The sequence below is a fragment of the Pseudomonas sp. NFIX49 genome (assembly GCF_900115915.1).
Classification (GTDB): domain Bacteria; phylum Pseudomonadota; class Gammaproteobacteria; order Pseudomonadales; family Pseudomonadaceae; genus Aquipseudomonas; species Aquipseudomonas pharyngis.
In genome coordinates this window covers 209,480-226,649 of the sequence record NZ_FOYE01000010.1, presented here as the reverse complement: position 1 = coordinate 226,649, position 17,170 = coordinate 209,480, and the positions used below count along the sequence as shown (strand labels likewise).

Here is a 17,170-nt window from a genome sequence, read left to right as displayed (position 1 = left end):
TGCTCTGACGGCGATGGGAAACCCGGGCGGCCGTGCATCGATCCTGCCTGAAACCGGCGCAGAAAGGCAATGCGGAAACGGTTCAGGCTGGGGGCGGATCGAGTAGGAAATTACTCTTCATGTCTGCACCGGCTTCCGATTCCAGCGTCTGAACCTGCGCCTCGTCCTTCAGATTGACGCCCGACAGCTGGCGCCGACAGGCTTCGCGCATCAGATACAGCAAGCGATGCGCCGCCATGCCATAGCTGAGCCCTTCCAGCCGCACATTGGAAATGCAGTTGCGGTAAGCATCCGTGAGGCCGACCTTTGGATTGTAGGTGAAATATAAACCCAGGCTGTCCGGCGAACTGAGGCCCGGACGCTCTCCGATCAGCATCACGACCATTTTCGCGCCCAGCAACTGGCCGATTTCATCGCCAATCGCCACTCGGCCCTGTTCCACCAGCACTACTGGCGCTGTCGACCATTCGTCGGCGCTCATCTGCTCTTCCAGACGGGTGAGAAACGGCAGGGTATGCCGATGCACCGCCAGCGCCGATAGACCGTCCGCCACCACAATCACCAGATCCGCACCGCCCGGATGCGCCTGGGCGTATTCGCGCAGGGTTTGCGCCGATTCATCGCTGAGCTTGCGCCCCAGATCCGGACGTTGCAGGTAGCTGTTGCGATCCACCGCCGCGCTGTGCAGCACAAGACTTTCACGTTGGCGTTCAGTCAGCTGGGCGCTGAGCCCGGCGTGATCGAACGGCAAATGCACCGCGTCCCGTGCCTGTGCGTGGGCGTACTGGAAATCCAGCTGTGCGCGGGTCGGCAGGCTGGTGCCGGTGCGGCCGAGGGCAATGCGCGCCGGGGTCAGGCGACGCAGCTCCAGCCACGGGTTTTGCGGATCGACGGGCGGTTTTTCCATCTGACTCATCCCAGTTGCGCCAAGGCCTGGCGAAAGGCCGGCGGCAGGTTGTTGCCGAAGCGGACCTTGCCGTCCGCCTGGGTGAAGATGCCCATGTTCGCCAGCCACTGCTCGAACTCCGGCGCCGGTTTCAGGCCCAGGGTCTGGCGCGCGTAGAGCGCGTCGTGAAACGAGGTGGTCTGGTAGTTGAGCATGATGTCGTCGGAACCGGGGATGCCCATGATGAAGTTGATCCCGGCCACGCCGAGCAGGGTCAGCAGGGTGTCCATGTCATCCTGGTCGGCTTCGGCGTGGTTGGTGTAGCAGATGTCGCAGCCCATCGGCACGCCGAGCAACTTGCCGCAGAAGTGGTCTTCGAGGCCGGCGCGGATGATCTGTTTGCCGTTGTAGAGGTATTCCGGGCCGATGAATCCTACGACGGTGTTCACCAGAAACGGCTTGAAATGGCGCGCCACGGCGTAGGCCCGGGTCTCGCAGGTCTGTTGATCGACGCCGTGGTGGGCGTTGGCTGACAGCGCACTGCCCTGACCGGTTTCGAAATACATCAGGTTCTGCCCGAGCGTGCCGCGATTGAGGCTCAGGCCCGCTTCATAACCTTCCTGCAAAATGTTCAGGTTGATGCCGAAACTGGCGTTGGCCGCTTCGGTGCCGGCAATCGACTGGAACACCAGATCCAGCGGCACGCCACGGTTGATCGCTTCTATAGAGGTGGTGACGTGGGTCAGCACGCAGGCCTGGGTCGGAATGTCGTAGCGCTGGATGATCGCGTCGAGCATTTCCAGCATCGCGCAGATCGAGGCGATGCTGTCGGTGGCCGGGTTGATGCCGATCATCGCGTCGCCGTTGCCGTACAACAGACCGTCGAGAATGCTCGCGGCGATGCCGGACGGCTCGTCGGTCGGATGATTGGGTTGCAGCCTTGTGGATAACCGTCCCCGCAGGCCCAAAGTGCCGCGAAATTTGGTGACGACGCGGATCTTCTGCGCCACCAGCACCAGATCCTGCACGCGCATGATCTTCGACACGGCAGCGACCATTTCCGGTGTCAGGCCGGGGGCGAGGGCGCGCAGGCTGGATTCGTCGGCCGCTTCGCTCAACAGCCAGTCGCGAAAGCCGCCAACCGTGAGATGGCTGACGACTGCGAAGGCCTGTTTGTCATGGCTGTCGATGATCAGTCGGGTGACTTCATCGGCTTCGTAGGGAATCAGCGCTTCCTGCAGGAAATGCGTGAGCGGGATGTCGGCCAGTGCCATTTGCGCGGCTACCCGCTCGCCATCGTTGAGCGCGGCGACGCCGGCCAGGAAATCCCCGGAGCGCGCGGGGCTGGCCTTGGCCATCACGTCCTTGAGGCTGTCGAAGCGATAGGTCTGGGCGCCGACGGTATGGGCAAATGCGGCCATTGGGCGCGTTCCTCCTGAATGAATGCTTTTAGTGCAGGCACCGAGCCCAAGGCCCGGTGCCGGTGCAACTCAGATAGTTTTTTAGATACCTTCGAGCATAGCGTCTGCCGGTGCTTCGGAGCGTTGCTTGGCGGTCAGCTGGAAGTACAGGTAGCCAGCGGCCATGAAACCGAGGAACACACAACCGATCAGCGTGTTGAACCAGGCCATCGCCACCAGGCACACCAGCGCCAGAAACAGCGCGATGGCCGGCACCACCGGATAGCCCGGCGCGCGGAAGGTGCGCTCCAGGTTCGGCTCGGTTTTGCGCAGTTTGAACAGGCTGAGCATGCTGATGATGTACATCACGATGGCGCCGAACACCGACATGGTGATCATCGCCGCCGTCAGGGTCATGCCTTGCAGATTGACCAGACCGTCGCTGTAGATTGCCGCGATGCCGACCACGCCGCCCGCCAGGATCGCCCGGTGCGGGGTCTGGAAACGCGAGAGTTTGGCCAGACCTTTGGGCAGGTAACCGGCGCGGGCCAGGGCGAAGAACTGCCGCGAGTAGCCGAGGATGATCCCGTGGAAACTCGCCACCAGCCCGAACAGGCCGATCCACACCAGCATGTGCATCCAGGTCGAATTGTTGCCGACTACCGCTTTCATTGCCTGCGGCAGCGGATCGTTGATGTTCGACAGTTGACGCCAGTCGCCGACGCCGCCAGCCATCACCATCACGCCAATGGCCAGGAACACCAGGGTCAGGATGCCGCTGACGTAGGCCCGTGGAATCGTGCGTTTCGGGTCCTTGGCTTCCTCGGCCGCCATGGCCGCGCCTTCGATGGCGAGGAAAAACCAGATCGCGAAGGGAATCGCGGCGAAAATGCCAGGAATCGCGCCCATCGTGAACTCATTGGCGCCTGACCAGCCGTTCAGCACAAAGTTGCTGAAGCTGAAGCCCGGTGCGACCACGCCCATGAACACCAGCAATTCGGCGACGGCGAGCACGGTCACCACCAGCTCGAAGGTCGCGGCGATGCTGACGCCAAGGATGTTCAGGGTCATGAACACGAAATACGCGCCGACCGCCGCAAGTTTGGGATCGAGCCCCGGATATTGCACATTCAGATAGGCGCCGATGGCCATGGCGATGGCCGGCGGGGCGAACACGAATTCGATCAGAGTGGCGATGCCGGCGATCAATCCGCCTTTTTCGCCGAACGCCCGACGGCTGTAGGCAAACGGCCCGCCCGCGTGAGGAATCGCGGTGGTCAGTTCGGTGAAACTGAAGATGAAGCAGGTGTACATGGTCGCGACCATCAGGGCCGTGACCAGGAAACCCAGGGTTCCCGCCGTGCCCCAGCCGTAACTCCAGCCGAAGTATTCGCCGGAAATCACCAGGCCGACGGCAATGCCCCAGAGGTGCAGGGTGCCGAGTGTGGGTTTGAGCTGTGTGGTGGAAGTCATAAGTCCTCTCTGTCTTTTTTATTGTTCGATCTGTTGGACTTTCGGGTGCAGCGGTTGATTGGGTGGATGCTGTTCACGCAGCGGCAGTGTTCACGCAAATCCTGAATGACGGGTACGCAAGGCCCGTGCCAGAGCGGCCAGGCTACGTATGTAGTCATCAAGGACGCCAATCGCGAGCAGGCTCGCTCCCACAGGGGGAACGCGGTGTAAGTGTGGGAGCGAGCCTGCTCGCGATAGCGGTAGAAAGGCTAGGCAAAAACACCTGCCTAGCCGGTGTTTTAGAAGAAGCCCAGCGGATTGATGTCGTAGCTCACCAGCAGGTTTTTGGTCTGCTGGTAGTGGTCGAGCATCATCTTATGGGTTTCACGGCCGACACCGGATTTCTTGTACCCGCCGAACGCGGCGTGCGCCGGGTACAGGTGGTAGCAGTTGGTCCACACGCGACCCGCCTTGATGGCGCGACCCATGCGATAGGCGCGGTTGATGTCGCGGGTCCAGAGGCCGGCGCCGAGGCCGAACTCGGTGTCGTTGGCAATCGCCAGGGCTTCGGCTTCGTCCTTGAAGGTGGTGATGCTCACCACCGGGCCGAAGATTTCTTCCTGGAACACACGCATCTTGTTGGTACCCTTGAGCAGGGTCGGCTGGATGTAATACCCGGTCGCCAGGCTGCCCTCGAGTTTTTCCACCTTGCCTCCGGTCAGCAGTTCGGCACCTTCGCCCTTGGCGATTTCCAGGTACGACAGGATCTTGTCGAATTGCTGCTCGGACGCCTGGGCGCCGACCATGGTGTCGGTGTCGAGCGGGTCGCCACGTTTGATCTGGCTGACTTTCTTCATCACCGCTTCCATGAACTGCGGATAGATCGACTCCTGAACCAGTGCGCGGGAAGGGCAGGTGCAGACTTCGCCCTGGTTGAAGAACGCCAGCACCAGGCCTTCGGCGGCTTTTTCAATGAAGCTTGGCTCGGCCTGCATGATGTCTTCGAAGAAGATGTTCGGCGACTTGCCGCCCAGTTCCACGGTGGATGGAATGATGTTTTCGGCGGCGCACTTCATGATGTGCGAGCCGACCGGGGTCGAGCCGGTGAAGGCGATCTTGGCGATGCGCTTGCTGGTGGCCAGGGCTTCGCCGGCTTCTTTGCCGAACCCTTGCACCACGTTGAGCACGCCCGGCGGCAGCAGATCGCCGATCAGTTCCAGCAGCACGCTGATGCCCAGCGGAGTCTGCTCGGCAGGCTTGAGCACCACGCAGTTGCCGGCGGCCAGGGCCGGGGCGAGTTTCCACGCGGCCATCAGGATCGGGAAGTTCCACGGGATGATCTGGCCGACCACGCCCAGCGGTTCATGGATGTGATAGGCCACAGTGTTGCCATCGATCTCGGCGGCGCTGCCTTCCTGGGCGCGCAGGCACCCGGCGAAATAGCGGAAGTGATCGGCTGCCAGTGGGATGTCGGCGTTGAGGGTTTCGCGGATGGCTTTGCCGTTGTCCCAGGTTTCGGTGATCGCCAGGGTTTCGAGGTTCTGTTCGATGCGGTCGGCGATTTTCAGCAGGATCAGCGAGCGGGCCTGGGCGGAAGTGGAACCCCAGGCATCGGCAGCGGCGTGGGCGGCGTCCAGGGCCTTGTCGATGTCTTCGGCGGTGGAACGCGGGAATTCGGCAATTGGCTGGCCATTCACTGGCGAGGTATTGGTGAAGTACTGACCTTTGACAGGCGCGACGAACTCGCCGCCGATGTAGTTACCGTACTTGCTCTTGAACGAGACTTTGGCGCCTTCAGTACCGGGGTGAGCGTAACGCATGATGATGTTCTCCTTGGCTTTGTACTTATTAGAGAAACGCGCATGAGCGCTTGCTATAAGCGTAGAGCAAAGGTCGGGCCACTGCCGTGCAGGTCAGGCAAATCAAGGCCTTGCGTAATTTGTGTCAGACAAGTGGCAAGCGCCTGTGACGCTATCGGTACAGCTCGGGTGACAGTTTGTACCGCTTGTGGCACAACCCGTGACCGGGCGGTCTTGCCAGCATTGCAAAGACCGGTTGGCTGGAGGATGCTGGGCACCACTTCACGCATGGGCCGATGAGCCTCGGGGAGAATAATAAGAAATGCACGACAACCATTTGAGTCGCCATGCCCGACAGGTTCTCACCGTCACCCAGGGCAAGCCGCACCTGCATGGCCCCGGTGCCGACCCGTCGATTGCCCGTTCGTGGCTGCGTTGTCTTGAGGACTATCACCTCGACCCGGCCCTGAGCATGGCGCCGACCGTGCTCGAACACGGTCGAATCCTCGAAAGCCGCGAACGGCTGCAACAGGTGTTGCAGATTGCCGGCAATGAAATGAGCAGCCTGCATCAACAACTCTCCGGCGCCGGCCACGCGGTGCTGCTGACTGACGCGCGCGGGGTGATCCTCAACTGCGTCACCGCCCCCACCGAACGCAAGATCTTCGAACGCGCCGGCCTGTGGCTGGGTTCCGACTGGAGCGAGGCGTGCGAGGGCACCAACGGTATCGGTACCTGCCTTGTCGAGCGTCAGGCCCTGACGATTCATCAGGATGAACACTTTCGCGGCCGTCACACCGGCCTGACCTGCTCGGCGAGCCCGGTGTTCGACCCGCACGGCGAACTGCTGGCGGTGCTCGACGTTTCCTCGGCGCGGCATGACGTCTCGCGCCAGAGCCAGTTCCACACCATGACGCTGGTCAATCTGTCGGCGAAGATGATCGAGAGCTGCTATTTCCTGCGCTGTTTCGATAACCAATGGCTGTTGCGATTCCATCTTCAGGCGGAGTCCGTCGGGCTGTTCAGCGAAGGGTTGCTGGCGTTTGACGGGGAAGGGCGGATCAGTGCGGTCAATCAGAGTGCCTTGAACCTGCTCGGCCATATTCGCGGTGGTTTGCTGGGCAAACCGGTGGAGGCGTTTTTCGATTGTTCCCTGGATGAGTTGCTCGGGCGTGCCAGTGCCAATGCCAGCGCGAGCTGGCCGCTGCGTACTCGCGACGGGCGGCATCTGTTTGCGGTGCTGCGTGGCGAAACTCGCCGGCCGCTGCCGGTAGCGCCGGTTCCCGCGCCGGTCGAAGCGCCGCGTCTTGCAGGCATTTGTCTCGGTGATGCGGCGTTGCAGGCGGATTTTCGCAAGTCGCTGCGGGTGTTCGAGCGCGACGTGCCGCTGCTGATCAACGGCGAAACGGGCTCCGGCAAGGAAGCATTCGCCAAGGCTGTGCATAACGCCAGTCAACGCGCCGGCGAAGCCTTCGTGGCCCTCAACTGCGCGGCGATTCCCGAAAGCCTGATCGAGAGCGAGCTGTTCGGCTATCGCGGTGGCAGTTTCACCGGCGCGCGCAAGGACGGCATGCGCGGCAAGTTGCAGCAGGCCGATGGCGGCACGCTGTTCCTCGATGAAATCGGCGACATGCCGCTGGCCTTGCAGACCCGTCTGCTGCGGGTGCTGGAGGACCGGCAAGTGGTGCCCATTGGCGGCGAGCCGGAAGCGGTCAACGTGCGGATCATCAGCGCCACTCACCGCAATCTGCTGGAGCGGGTCGGCGATGGCAGTTTCCGTGAAGACCTGTATTACCGGCTCAACGGACTGGAAGTCGCGTTGCCGCCGTTGCGCGAGCGCAGTGACAAATCGCAGCTGCTGGATTTTCTGCTGGCTGAAGAGGCGGGCGGGGAAAAGATCCTGATCGAAGAACCGGCGCGCCAGGCGTTGCTGGGTTTCAACTGGCCGGGCAATGTGCGGCAGATGCGGAATGTGCTGCGCACGCTGGCGGCGTTGTGCGATGAAGGGCGGATCGGATTGGAGGATTTGCCGGCGATGTTTCGGCAGGTGCAGCCGCTGTTGGTCAAAGTCGATGAATCGTCGTCCGAACATCCATTGGAAGATGCCGAGCGGCTGGCGTTGCTCAATGCGCTGGAACACACGCGCTGGCATATGACCCACACGGCGCAGCAGCTCGGCGTGAGCCGCAATACGCTTTATAGAAAGCTGCGCAAGCACGGGATCGCCCGAACCGCCTGAATACTCCTGCCGATCGTTCCCACGCTCTGCGTGGGAACGCCTCCCCGGACGCTCCGCGTCCGCTTTTGGACGCAGAGCGTCCTGCGCTGCATTCCCACGTGGAGCGTGGGAACGATCAGGGGCGGGTGATCAGCTAAAGAGTGCGGTTTTCACCTCCCTGCGCTAACCTGCGGCCATGTTTTACGAGGTCGACTATGCACATTCATATTCTGGGTATCTGCGGGACTTTCATGGGCTCGATGGCGGTTCTGGCCAAAGAGCTGGGCCATCACGTGACCGGCTCCGATGCCAACGTCTATCCGCCGATGAGCACCCAGCTCGAAGCCCAGGGCATTCAGCTGACCCAGGGTTACGACCCGGCGCAGCTTGATCCGGCACCGGATCTGGTGGTGATCGGCAACGCCATGTCCCGCGGCAATCCGGCAGTGGAATATGTGCTGAACAAAGGCCTGCCATACGTTTCCGGCCCGCAGTGGCTGGCCGACCATGTGCTGCAAGGTCGCTGGGTGCTGGCGGTCGCCGGTACGCACGGCAAGACCACCACCAGCAGCATGCTCGCCTGGGTGCTGGAGCATGCCGGCATGAGCCCGGGTTTCCTGATCGGCGGCGTGCCGCAGAATTTCTCGGTGTCGGCGCGTCTGGGCGGCACGCCGTTCTTCGTGATCGAAGCCGACGAGTACGACAGCGCGTTCTTCGACAAGCGTTCGAAGTTCGTCCACTACCGTCCGCGTACCGCGATTCTCAACAACCTTGAGTTCGACCACGCTGACATCTTCCCCGATCTGCCGGCTATCGAACGGCAATTCCACCACTTGGTGCGGACCATCCCGAGCGAAGGCCTGGTGATACACCCGACCACTGAGCCCGCCTTGCAGCGCGTGATCGAGATGGGCTGCTGGACCCCGGTGCAAACCACCGGTGCCGGCGGTCAGTGGCAGGTCAAGTTGCTGAAAGACGACGGCTCGGCGTTCGAAGTGATGTTCGAAGGCGTGTCTCAAGGCGTGGTCGAGTGGGAATTGACCGGTCAGCACAACGTTGCCAACGCCCTGGCGACGTTGGCAGCCGCGCGCCACGTCGGTGTTGTTCCGTCGATGGGCATTGCCGGGTTGAGCGCGTTCAAGAGCGTCAAGCGCCGTATGGAGAAAGTCGCGGAAGTGCGCGGCATCACTATCTACGATGACTTCGCCCACCACCCGACCGCGATTGCCACCACCCTTGATGGCCTGCGCAAACGCATCGGTGATGCGCCGTTGATCGCGATCATCGAGCCGCGCTCCAATTCGATGAAGCTTGGCGCGCACCGTGATGGTCTGCCGGACAGCGTGGTCGATGCCGATCAGGTGATCTGGTACGCCCCGGCCAACCTCGGCTGGGATCTGGCAGGCACCGCCGCGTTGTGCACCGTGCCGTCGATCGTCAGCGATTCGCTGGAAGGCATCATCGAACGCGTGAAGAGTCAGGCCCAGCCCGGCACCCACGTAGTGATCATGAGCAACGGCGGCTTCGGCGGCCTGCACGGCAAACTCGCCGAGGCGCTGAAATGAACACTCGTTTCGAGAGCAATGGCCCGGAACGCATCACGCTGGCGATGACCGGCGCGTCCGGCGCCCAGTACGGCTTGCGCCTGCTGGATTGCCTGGTGCGCGAGGATCGTGAGGTGCATTTCCTGATCTCCAAGGCCGCGCAACTGGTAATGGCCACCGAGACGGACGTGTCGCTGCCGGCCAAGCCGCAAATGATGCAGGCGTTCCTCACCGAATACACCGGCGCGGCCGCCGGGCAGATCCGCGTGTACGGCAAGGAAGACTGGATGTCGCCGGTGGCCTCGGGCTCCGGCGCTCCGGCCGCGATGGTGGTGGTGCCGTGTTCGACGGGGACTTTGTCGGCCATCGCCACCGGCGCCTGCAACAACCTGATCGAACGGGCGGCGGACGTGACGTTGAAGGAACGTCGCCAGTTGATTCTGGTACCGCGCGAAGCGCCGTATTCGAGCATTCACCTGGAACACATGCTCAAGCTGTCGAACATGGGCGTGACCATCCTGCCGGCCTCGCCGGGTTTCTATCACCAGCCGCAGACCATCGATGACCTGATCGATTTCGTGGTGGCACGGATTCTCAATCTGCTGGGCATCCCCCAGGACATGCTGCCGCGTTGGGGCGAGCACCACCTGAGCAGCGATGAATAAGCTGCTGGCGATCCTGCTGGTGTTGCAACTTACTGGCTGCGCCACGGCGCGCACGCTGGATGCCGCCAAGCCCGGCGCGCCGGTGGTGTATTCCGGCACCCGGCTGGATCTGTATGCGATGAATGGCGGATGTTGCGCGATGGATCGATTCGGCGCCGAGGCGCCGAGTTACCCCGGTGTGGATCTGCCGGCCAGCGCACTGCTCGACACGCTGCTGTTGCCGTTGTCGTTGCTGACGGTGATCGGCGTGGGGTTCCAGGCGACTGGCGGACTCTAAAAAGATCGCAGCCAATGGCTGCGATCTTTTGTTTTTACTTGCCGAGTTTTCTCAACTCGTCCGATTCGACGATCCGCACACCATCCTGCTCCTCCAGCGCCAGCCGCCACATGGCCCGGGCCAGTTGGCAGGCTTCGATGCCGCGGTATTTGCCGGGAATCAGTTTCGAGAACGGTGCGGCAAGCTGCTCGCCCAGGCGCGGCTCGCTGCGTTCGCCGAGCAACAGCGATGGCCGGCAAATGGTCAGCTGCGGCCAGTCCTGCGCACGCAATGCGTACTCCATCTCGCCTTTGACACGGTTGTAGAACACCGAGGACCGGCGGTCGGCCCCCAGGGCACTGATCACGATCAGGTGCCGTGCGCCCATTTCCCGTGCGCGCTTGGCGAAAGCTACGACCATGTCCAGATCCACGGCGCGGAACGCTTCTTCGGAGCCGGCCTGCTTGATGGTGGTGCCGAGGCAGCAATAGGCGATGTCGACGCGACCCGCCAACTGCGGCAGGAAGGTCTGTGGGTCGCCGACCGGGTTTTCCAGATGCGGATGTTCGGCCAGCGGCCGGCGTGAGGGGGCAAGGACACGGCTGATAGTTGGCTCGTTGAGCAGGCGGTCGAGCAGATGTTCACCGGTCAGACCGGTGGCTCCGGCAAGCAAGACATGCTGAGGCGTCAAGTACATAGTGTCTCTCCCTTGATACTGTTCAGCTTAGTTGCTGTTTGTCGCTCCGTCGTTCAATGCAGCACTTTGCAATGCTTTTCTCGCTTGCTGTTTACGCAGCAGTTGCCAGTGCGCCAGTACGGTTTTCGGCGCCCAGATCTGCGGTTCAGAGGCTTCGAAGCTGTCCGCCAGTTCCCGTTCGGCGACGGTGGCCTTGGCCAGTTTGAAGGCTTGTTCCAGGTCGTCGGTCTGGTTCAGCGCCTGGGCAAACAGGGCGTCGCCGAAGTAGGTGAAGTTGGCCTCCTCGGAGCAACCGAACGAAACGCGATCGGCGCGCGAGGCGGTCATGATCAGCGTGCGTTCATCCTTCAACGCCGGAATGAAGCCACCGGAATAGCACGAGGAGATGACAATGATCTTGTCGCGGTTCTTCAGCGGCGCCAGCACGGCGGCGAGTTCGTCGGCGGGCAGGTCGGCCAGTTCCATGCGCGGCTGGTCGAGTACCAGTTCGTGCTCGGCGGTGCCGTGGCTGGTCAGGTAAATGAAGACCAGATCTTCCGGGCCGCTGCGTTCGGCCAGGGTTTGAGCGGCGCGCCGCAGATTTTCGCGGGTGGCCATCGGCCGGTCGCCGAGGTGGTCGCGGTGGTTGACCAGGCGAATCTGGCCAAAGGCACCGAAACGGCTGGTGAGCATGTTCGCGACGTAATCGGATTCGCGCAGGAACACGCTCTGTTTGCCGTCGCCGCCGAGGGTCAGGGTGTACAGCTCCACTGCCGGGGTCGAGGCCGGCACATTGGCCAGTGCTTCATCGAGCAGGCGACCCTGGGCCAGCAGGCCGAGTTCGAGGGTGTCCGGCAGCAATTTGCCGTCGGCATCGCGCACTCGCTGGCCGTTGATCCAGGTGCCGCTGAGCACGCTGCCATCGGTGAGCACCAGGGTGCCGCGCCCGGAATAGCTGTCGCTGTCGAACCCGCCGACGTAGAAACTGCCATCGGACAGGTTCAGGCGACCCTGACCGCTGAAGCGCCAATCATTGAAGTAACCGATGTAGTGGCTGCCGTCGGCGCCAATCAGTTCGCCCTTGCCGGTCAGCGCGCCTTCCTTGAACTGCCCGAGCCAGACATCGCCGTCGGCGTTTTCATAGCGGCCCTTGCCGTGCAGTTGATTGTTCTTGAAACCGCCGACGTAGATGTCGCCGTCGGCACTGTTGAACGTGCCGTTGCCTTCGAGCTGGCCGTTGACGAAGTGGCCGGTGAACTGATTGCCGCTGGCATCGCCGCGCTGGCCTTCGCCGTTGGGTTTGCCGTGGGCGAACTGGCCCTGATAGGAACTGCCGTCATCCAGCTCGAGGCGACCGAGCCCGGAATACTGGTCGGCCTTGAATTCGCCGCGATAGGTCATCGCGTTTTCTTTAAGGGTGCCTTCGCCGTCACGTCGGCCCAGCTTGAAGCCGCCGGTGTAGCTGCCGGCCGTGGTGGTCAGCGTGCCCTGGCCGTCGAACAGCCCTTGCTGGAAGTTGCCGCGATAGACCTCGCCATTGCTGCCGTGCCATTCGCCCTGGCCATGCCATTGCCCCTTGTCGAACGCCCCGGCGTACCAGCTGCCGTTGGGGTAGTCGACCCGGCCCTGGCCTTGCAGCAAGCCATCGACCAGTTCACCACGATAGCGGCCGCCGTCGGGCAGGCGCGCATCCGGCGGCAACAGCGATTCGCCGTCGCCACACGCGGCCAGCAAAAGGGTCAAGGCAAGGGGAGCAAGAGGGGCGAATGAGCGCATAGCGGGATCCGGGCAATTAGGCGACCGAGTATGCCGCAGCTATGTGACCTTATACAGCCGGCAGGGAGGAGCGGATGCGAAACAGCGTGAGCCGCTTCGCATCCAGGCGCTTAAACGAAGCAGAGCGACAGCGGTTCGGCGATGTAGGCCGGTTTGTCCGAGCCTTCGATCTCCAGGGTGGCGGTGGCCTTGAGCAGCCACTGGCCAGGTTTTTTCTCGGTCACTTCACCGAGGTCGACCTTGAGCCGGACCTTGGAATTGACCTTGACCGGCTGGATGAAACGCACGCTGTCCAGGCCGTAGTTGACCACCATCTTCACGCCTTGCGGCAGGATCAGGATGTCTTCCATCAGTTTGGGGATCAGCGACAACGACAGGAAACCGTGTGCGATGGTGCTGCCAAATGGCGTTTGCGCGGCTTTGACCGGATCGACGTGGATGAACTGATAATCCCCGGTGGCTTCGGCGAACAGGTTGATGCGCTCCTGATCGATGGTGAGCCATTCGGAACGTCCGAGTTCCTTGCCGACATAATCTTTGAGCTCTGCAACTGGAACATAGGGCATTGAGACTCTCCTTGGGTTCATCGGTTTTATAGTTTTTCAGGTGGGGGATTTGACCGCCCTGCGAACCACTGTAGATCATCATGGCGATTTGCTCAGGTCAACCGACCATGCTTTTGGCGAATGCCGGTTCATAGCGCAGGCGTGCTTATAATGCGGGCGACCTGCGGGGTGAAAAGTAAGATGGAGATGTCGGATGTTGCTACGTGGCCTGACCATGCTGGTGCTGTTTCAATTGCTCGGCACGGCCCTCAATCATTTGCTGTTGCCGGTGCTGCCGGGGCCGATCATCGGCCTTTTGCTGTTGCTGGCATTCCTGATCGTGCGCGGTGAAGTCGGCGAGCCGCTGAATCTCGCCGCCGGCAGCCTGTTGCGTTATTTGCCGTTGTTGCTGGTGCCGCCGGCGGTGGGTGTGATGGTCTACGCCACGGCGATTGCCGCCGATTTCTGGGCCATCGTCGGGGCGTTGGTGGTGTCGCTGATTCTGTCGATGGCCTTCGCCGGCGTGCTGATGCAACGGCTGGTCAAGCGTCACGCGCCGCATTCGGAGGAATCCTGATGCTGTTCGACTGGCAAGGTGCCTGGGCTTCGGTGATTCACCATCCCCTGTTTGGCATCGGCATCACCCTCGGTGCCTATCAACTGGTGCTGGCGGCATTCGAGAAAACCCGCTGGATCTTTCTGCAACCGGTACTCGTCTCGATGTTGCTGGTGATCGGCGTGCTGGTCGGCTGCGGCCTGACCTACGCCGAGTACCGCAAAAGTACGGAAATCCTCAGCATTCTGCTGGGGCCGGCAACCGTGGCGCTGGCCGTGCCGCTGTATTTGAATCTGCGGCGCATCCGCCAATTGTTCTGGCCGATTTTTACTACGCTGGTGATAGGCGGCGTGGTCGCCACGGGCATGGGCGTGGCGCTGGGCTGGTGGTTCGGCGCCGATCACATGATTCTGATGACCATGGCGCCCAAGTCGGTGACCTCGCCGATTGCCATGCTGGTGGCCGAGCAGATCGGCGGTGTCGCGGCACTGGCGGCGGTGTTCGTGTTGATCACCGGGGTGATCGGTGCGATCTTCGGCCCGGCGCTGCTGACCCGCCTTGGCGTGCACAGCCCCGAGGCGCGCGGCATGGCGCTTGGCATGACGGCGCATGCGGTCGGCACGTCGGTGGCGTTGCAGGAGAGCGATGAATGCGGCGCCTTCGCGGCGCTGGCGATGAGTCTGATGGGCGTGGCCACGGCGGTGTTCCTGCCGTTGGCGGTGTCGATGGTGGTGTAAGGAAATGTCTATGAGTCTGCCGCTTTTTCCGCTGAACACGGTGCTGTTTCCCGGCTGCAATCTGGATTTGCAGATCTTCGAGGCGCGCTACCTGGACATGATCGGCCGTTGCATGAAACAGGGCGGCGGATTCGGTGTGGTGTGCATCCTTGAAGGCACTGAGGTCGGCGTGGCGCCGGAAGGTTTCGCCATGGTCGGCTGCGAAGCGCGGATCACCGATTTCCAGCAGCAGGACAACGGACTGCTGGGGATTCGTGTGCAGGGCGGGCGGCGCTTCATCGTGCAGAGCACCGACGTGCAGCGCGATCAATTGATCATGGCCGAGGTCGAGTGGCTGGACGAAGAACCCGAACAACCGCTGCAGGATGAAGACGCCGATCTGGTGGCGCTGCTCAAGGCCCTGGCCGAGCACCCGATGGTCGAAGCGCTGAACATGGGCACTGAAGCGGTTGGCCAGCAATCGCTGGCCAACCAGTTGGCCTACCTGTTGCCCTTTGCCGAAGAGGACAAGATCGACCTGCTGCAACTCGACGATCCGCAGCAGCGACTGGATGCGATCCAGGCGTTGCTCGATGAGTTGCAGGGGGAACTGTTTGCGTAAGGCCGGCTGAGCGGTTCCGTTACTCGGGCCAGACGATGTCGCCGGCGAACCACTCCTTGCCCGGGTCCAGTGTCAGTATCGGCTTGCCGGCCTTGGCGACCTTGTCGATCAGCGCGTCATATTCATGCTGGTTGTAGGCGCCGCGATGGGTACGCTCTTCAATACTCGAAGAGGTGAACCAGGGGTCTATTCCTGCCTCAGCCACATCGTCGACTTTCGCCGCCCGTGTATGGGTTGAGTCGAGCAGCCAGAGTCGGCTGGACTCGATGCCCTTTTTCGAGGCGGAGATAAGCGCTTCAAACTCATCCTGAGGAAACCACGCGCCATTCTTCTCAGCGGATAGATTGAGTAGCTGGTTTTCTTCCCTGAGCACGACTTCCATTTTTCGCGTGTCGATGATGTAGGCGAAGATGAAACTCTGGTTATGTCGAGTCGTTTCGTAGTTGCGCTCGGAATCGAGTTCCACGTCAGAGGCATCAGACCACTCGTTATCGGATTCGCCGGAATCAGGGTCAGGCTTACCGGTTTTTTTGCCGGGGTATTTGTTCTTCTGGTTGTTGTAGAGCAGGTATTCCGGATCCGGCGGATTTCTGCCATTGCCGCCATACTCGTGGAGCAACTTCAGACTGACCGTTGCGCTGATCGGCTTTTGGGTGGTCGCTCCCTGCGGATGTTTCCAGCGCGGCAGCATTCTGCCGTCGTTATAAAACTCGAACGGCGTTCGCTCATCTGCCCGGAACAAACCGGGAATATCAAGGCGATACAGGCAACCGCTGTTGTTGCGCAGGTAACCCAGACTGGCTAGAAACCCGTCGAGAAACGGCCGGCTCAGGCTTTGGTCGAAGTCCAGCAGATCGCCGCGCCAGAGCTTGCCGTTTCTTGTCGGGATGATCAGCGGCTCGATTTCCCGACGCAGTTGATCGAAGCGCCCCGGGTCGTTTTCGTCGAGCGAGCGCAATCGGTGCTGCTCCGCCCACTGCGGCATTTGCTGCGGGTTGTCGAGCAGATCCTTGCGCAGCTGCACATGCTGCACGGGCGAAAGATTGTAGCTGCGCAGATGTTCAGTCACTTCATCAAGCGTCTTCTGAGGATGCAACCAGCGCAAACCATCCATGATCAGATCCTGTCTGGCATTGCCGGTCACCATCGGTTTGACCCAGTGCGGCCGACTGCCACCGGTCTGGCCTTCTTCCCGCAAACGCGTGATGTCCTGGCCGTGAATGCCGTATGCCTCCCATATCTGATGGTCCTTCCAGGCTGTCAGGTGGGTGGGCGAACCATTGAAACCGGCCGGCGGTTCGTCAACCTGAACCCAATAGTTGTCAGGACCCTTGAATCCGTAAAAATAATCGGCGTTCGGTAAGCTGGAAAAAAATTCCTGCCGTCGGTAATAACCTTGGGTATCAACCTGTACCCAGTGAGGCATGGGGGCCAGGTGCATACGTGACAAAGGCCGGAAATGTTGCGGTTGTGAAGTGGTCGTATGCTTGATTTGTGTGTCGCCCTGATCAGAGGCAGGACGTTTGGCCAATGGTGCTTTCGGCGGTTGATCGGCAAGGTGCCATGTTGTTTCGCCCGGATCTCTGCGGATCAGCGGGCCGGGTGCCAGTTTCCTGTACAGATCGGTTACCCGATAGGCGGCGTGGACTGCGTCGAACTCCACATGCACGGTGCCGAGGTCCTGTATATCGACGAAACGGCGTCCGACGACAAAGCGAAAACCATCGGCGTCCGCTGGCTGCATGTTGCGCAACAGCGCCTGGTTCAACAGGTAACCGGTCAACCCGCCGCTTGTTACGGGCCGGGCATCCGGCAGGTCGGATATCTCGACCCTGGGCGGGGTGCCGCTGGCGGCCGAGTGACTGCCGGAACCCTGCCCGGGTGTGACGACAGGTGGGGTGGGAATATCCGGGTGTGGTCGATGCCGTACCGGTATTTCCACCTCCGGACGCGGTCGATTGACGAACGTGTCCGTTGGCGTTTGCGAACTCACTCTCGAAGAGTTTGATGGCGGGGGTGTTTTGGGGCGCATCGTGTCATTCCTTGACGATTGATGTGG

15 protein-coding genes are annotated in these 17,170 nt (G+C 61.6%); 7 read left to right on the top strand and 8 right to left on the bottom strand.

Annotated elements, in window-relative coordinates; all coding sequences use genetic code 11:
* Nucleotides 1–82 precede the first annotated feature (82 nt).
* The 4 genes from eutC to BMZ46_RS26570 form a co-directional block, all read right to left on the bottom strand.
* The gene (gene eutC, locus BMZ46_RS26585) at nt 83–916 is read right to left on the bottom strand and encodes an ethanolamine ammonia-lyase subunit EutC (protein WP_371855620.1); all 834 of its coding nucleotides are present in this window, start codon (nt 914–916) and stop codon (nt 83–85) included.
* On the bottom strand, nt 913–2,307 hold the full coding sequence (locus tag BMZ46_RS26580; protein ID WP_039771886.1) for an ethanolamine ammonia-lyase subunit EutB: 1,395 nt from the start codon (nt 2,305–2,307) through the stop codon (nt 913–915). The genes eutC and BMZ46_RS26580 overlap by 4 nt, the downstream gene beginning before the upstream one ends.
* A gap of 81 nt (nt 2,308–2,388) precedes the next feature.
* Nucleotides 2,389–3,759: an ethanolamine permease gene (gene eat / locus BMZ46_RS26575; RefSeq protein WP_039771884.1), complete on the bottom strand. Its 1,371-nt coding sequence runs from the start codon at nt 3,757–3,759 to the stop codon at nt 2,389–2,391.
* 278 nt (nt 3,760–4,037) lie between these two features.
* Nucleotides 4,038–5,558 (bottom strand): acetaldehyde dehydrogenase ExaC, encoded by a 1,521-nt coding sequence (locus BMZ46_RS26570; RefSeq protein ID WP_039771883.1) that lies wholly within the window; start codon nt 5,556–5,558, stop codon nt 4,038–4,040.
* 301 nt (nt 5,559–5,859) lie between these two features.
* Here BMZ46_RS26570 and BMZ46_RS26565 point away from each other — a divergent pair, with 301 nt between their 5' ends.
* The 4 genes from BMZ46_RS26565 (at nt 5,860) to BMZ46_RS26550 (ending at nt 10,241) form a co-directional block, all read left to right on the top strand.
* Nucleotides 5,860–7,776, top strand: coding sequence for a sigma-54-dependent Fis family transcriptional regulator (locus BMZ46_RS26565; RefSeq protein ID WP_074691597.1), 1,917 nt, complete (start codon nt 5,860–5,862; stop codon nt 7,774–7,776).
* A 194-nt stretch (nt 7,777–7,970) separates the two neighbouring features.
* Nucleotides 7,971–9,320 (top strand): UDP-N-acetylmuramate:L-alanyl-gamma-D-glutamyl-meso-diaminopimelate ligase, encoded by a 1,350-nt coding sequence (gene mpl, locus BMZ46_RS26560; RefSeq protein ID WP_007958628.1) that lies wholly within the window; start codon nt 7,971–7,973, stop codon nt 9,318–9,320.
* A complete protein-coding gene (gene ubiX / locus BMZ46_RS26555; RefSeq protein WP_039771880.1) occupies nt 9,317–9,964 on the top strand; it encodes a flavin prenyltransferase UbiX in 648 nt (215 codons plus the stop codon). The genes mpl and ubiX overlap by 4 nt, the downstream gene beginning before the upstream one ends.
* Nucleotides 9,957–10,241 (top strand): YceK/YidQ family lipoprotein, encoded by a 285-nt coding sequence (locus BMZ46_RS26550; protein WP_074691595.1) that lies wholly within the window; start codon nt 9,957–9,959, stop codon nt 10,239–10,241. The genes ubiX and BMZ46_RS26550 overlap by 8 nt, the downstream gene beginning before the upstream one ends.
* A 34-nt stretch (nt 10,242–10,275) precedes the next feature.
* Here the strand turns inward: BMZ46_RS26550 and BMZ46_RS26545 are convergent, their stop codons facing one another.
* The 3 genes from BMZ46_RS26545 to BMZ46_RS26535 all read right to left on the bottom strand — a co-directional run bounded on the left by BMZ46_RS26545 (nt 10,276) and on the right by BMZ46_RS26535 (nt 13,238).
* Entirely contained in the window at nt 10,276–10,917 is a 642-nt protein-coding gene (locus BMZ46_RS26545) for an oxidoreductase (protein ID WP_007958634.1), read from the bottom strand.
* A 27-nt stretch (nt 10,918–10,944) separates the two neighbouring features.
* On the bottom strand, nt 10,945–12,672 hold the full coding sequence (locus BMZ46_RS26540; RefSeq protein WP_074691593.1) for a C13 family peptidase: 1,728 nt from the start codon (nt 12,670–12,672) through the stop codon (nt 10,945–10,947).
* A gap of 110 nt (nt 12,673–12,782) precedes the next feature.
* Nucleotides 12,783–13,238 (bottom strand): MaoC family dehydratase, encoded by a 456-nt coding sequence (locus BMZ46_RS26535; RefSeq protein WP_007909575.1) that lies wholly within the window; start codon nt 13,236–13,238, stop codon nt 12,783–12,785.
* A 193-nt stretch (nt 13,239–13,431) separates the two neighbouring features.
* On the opposite strand from BMZ46_RS26535, the gene BMZ46_RS26530 reads away from it, so the two are divergent.
* Genes BMZ46_RS26530 through BMZ46_RS26520 form a run of 3 tightly spaced genes read left to right on the top strand, consistent with a single transcriptional unit; the run spans nt 13,432 to nt 15,111 of the window.
* Nucleotides 13,432–13,794: a CidA/LrgA family protein gene (locus BMZ46_RS26530; RefSeq protein ID WP_039771873.1), complete on the top strand. Its 363-nt coding sequence runs from the start codon at nt 13,432–13,434 to the stop codon at nt 13,792–13,794.
* Nucleotides 13,794–14,510, top strand: coding sequence for an LrgB family protein (locus BMZ46_RS26525; RefSeq protein WP_007958637.1), 717 nt, complete (start codon nt 13,794–13,796; stop codon nt 14,508–14,510). Before BMZ46_RS26530 ends, BMZ46_RS26525 begins: the two co-directional genes overlap by 1 nt.
* Before the next feature lie 10 nt (nt 14,511–14,520).
* Nucleotides 14,521–15,111 (top strand): LON peptidase substrate-binding domain-containing protein, encoded by a 591-nt coding sequence (locus BMZ46_RS26520; protein WP_074691591.1) that lies wholly within the window; start codon nt 14,521–14,523, stop codon nt 15,109–15,111.
* Nucleotides 15,112–15,130: 19 nt separating this feature from the next.
* On the opposite strand, the gene BMZ46_RS29435 is transcribed toward BMZ46_RS26520, so the two are convergent.
* A complete protein-coding gene (locus BMZ46_RS29435; RefSeq protein ID WP_175493526.1) occupies nt 15,131–16,894 on the bottom strand; it encodes a hypothetical protein in 1,764 nt (587 codons plus the stop codon).
* Between the last annotated feature and the right edge of the window lie 276 nt (nt 16,895–17,170).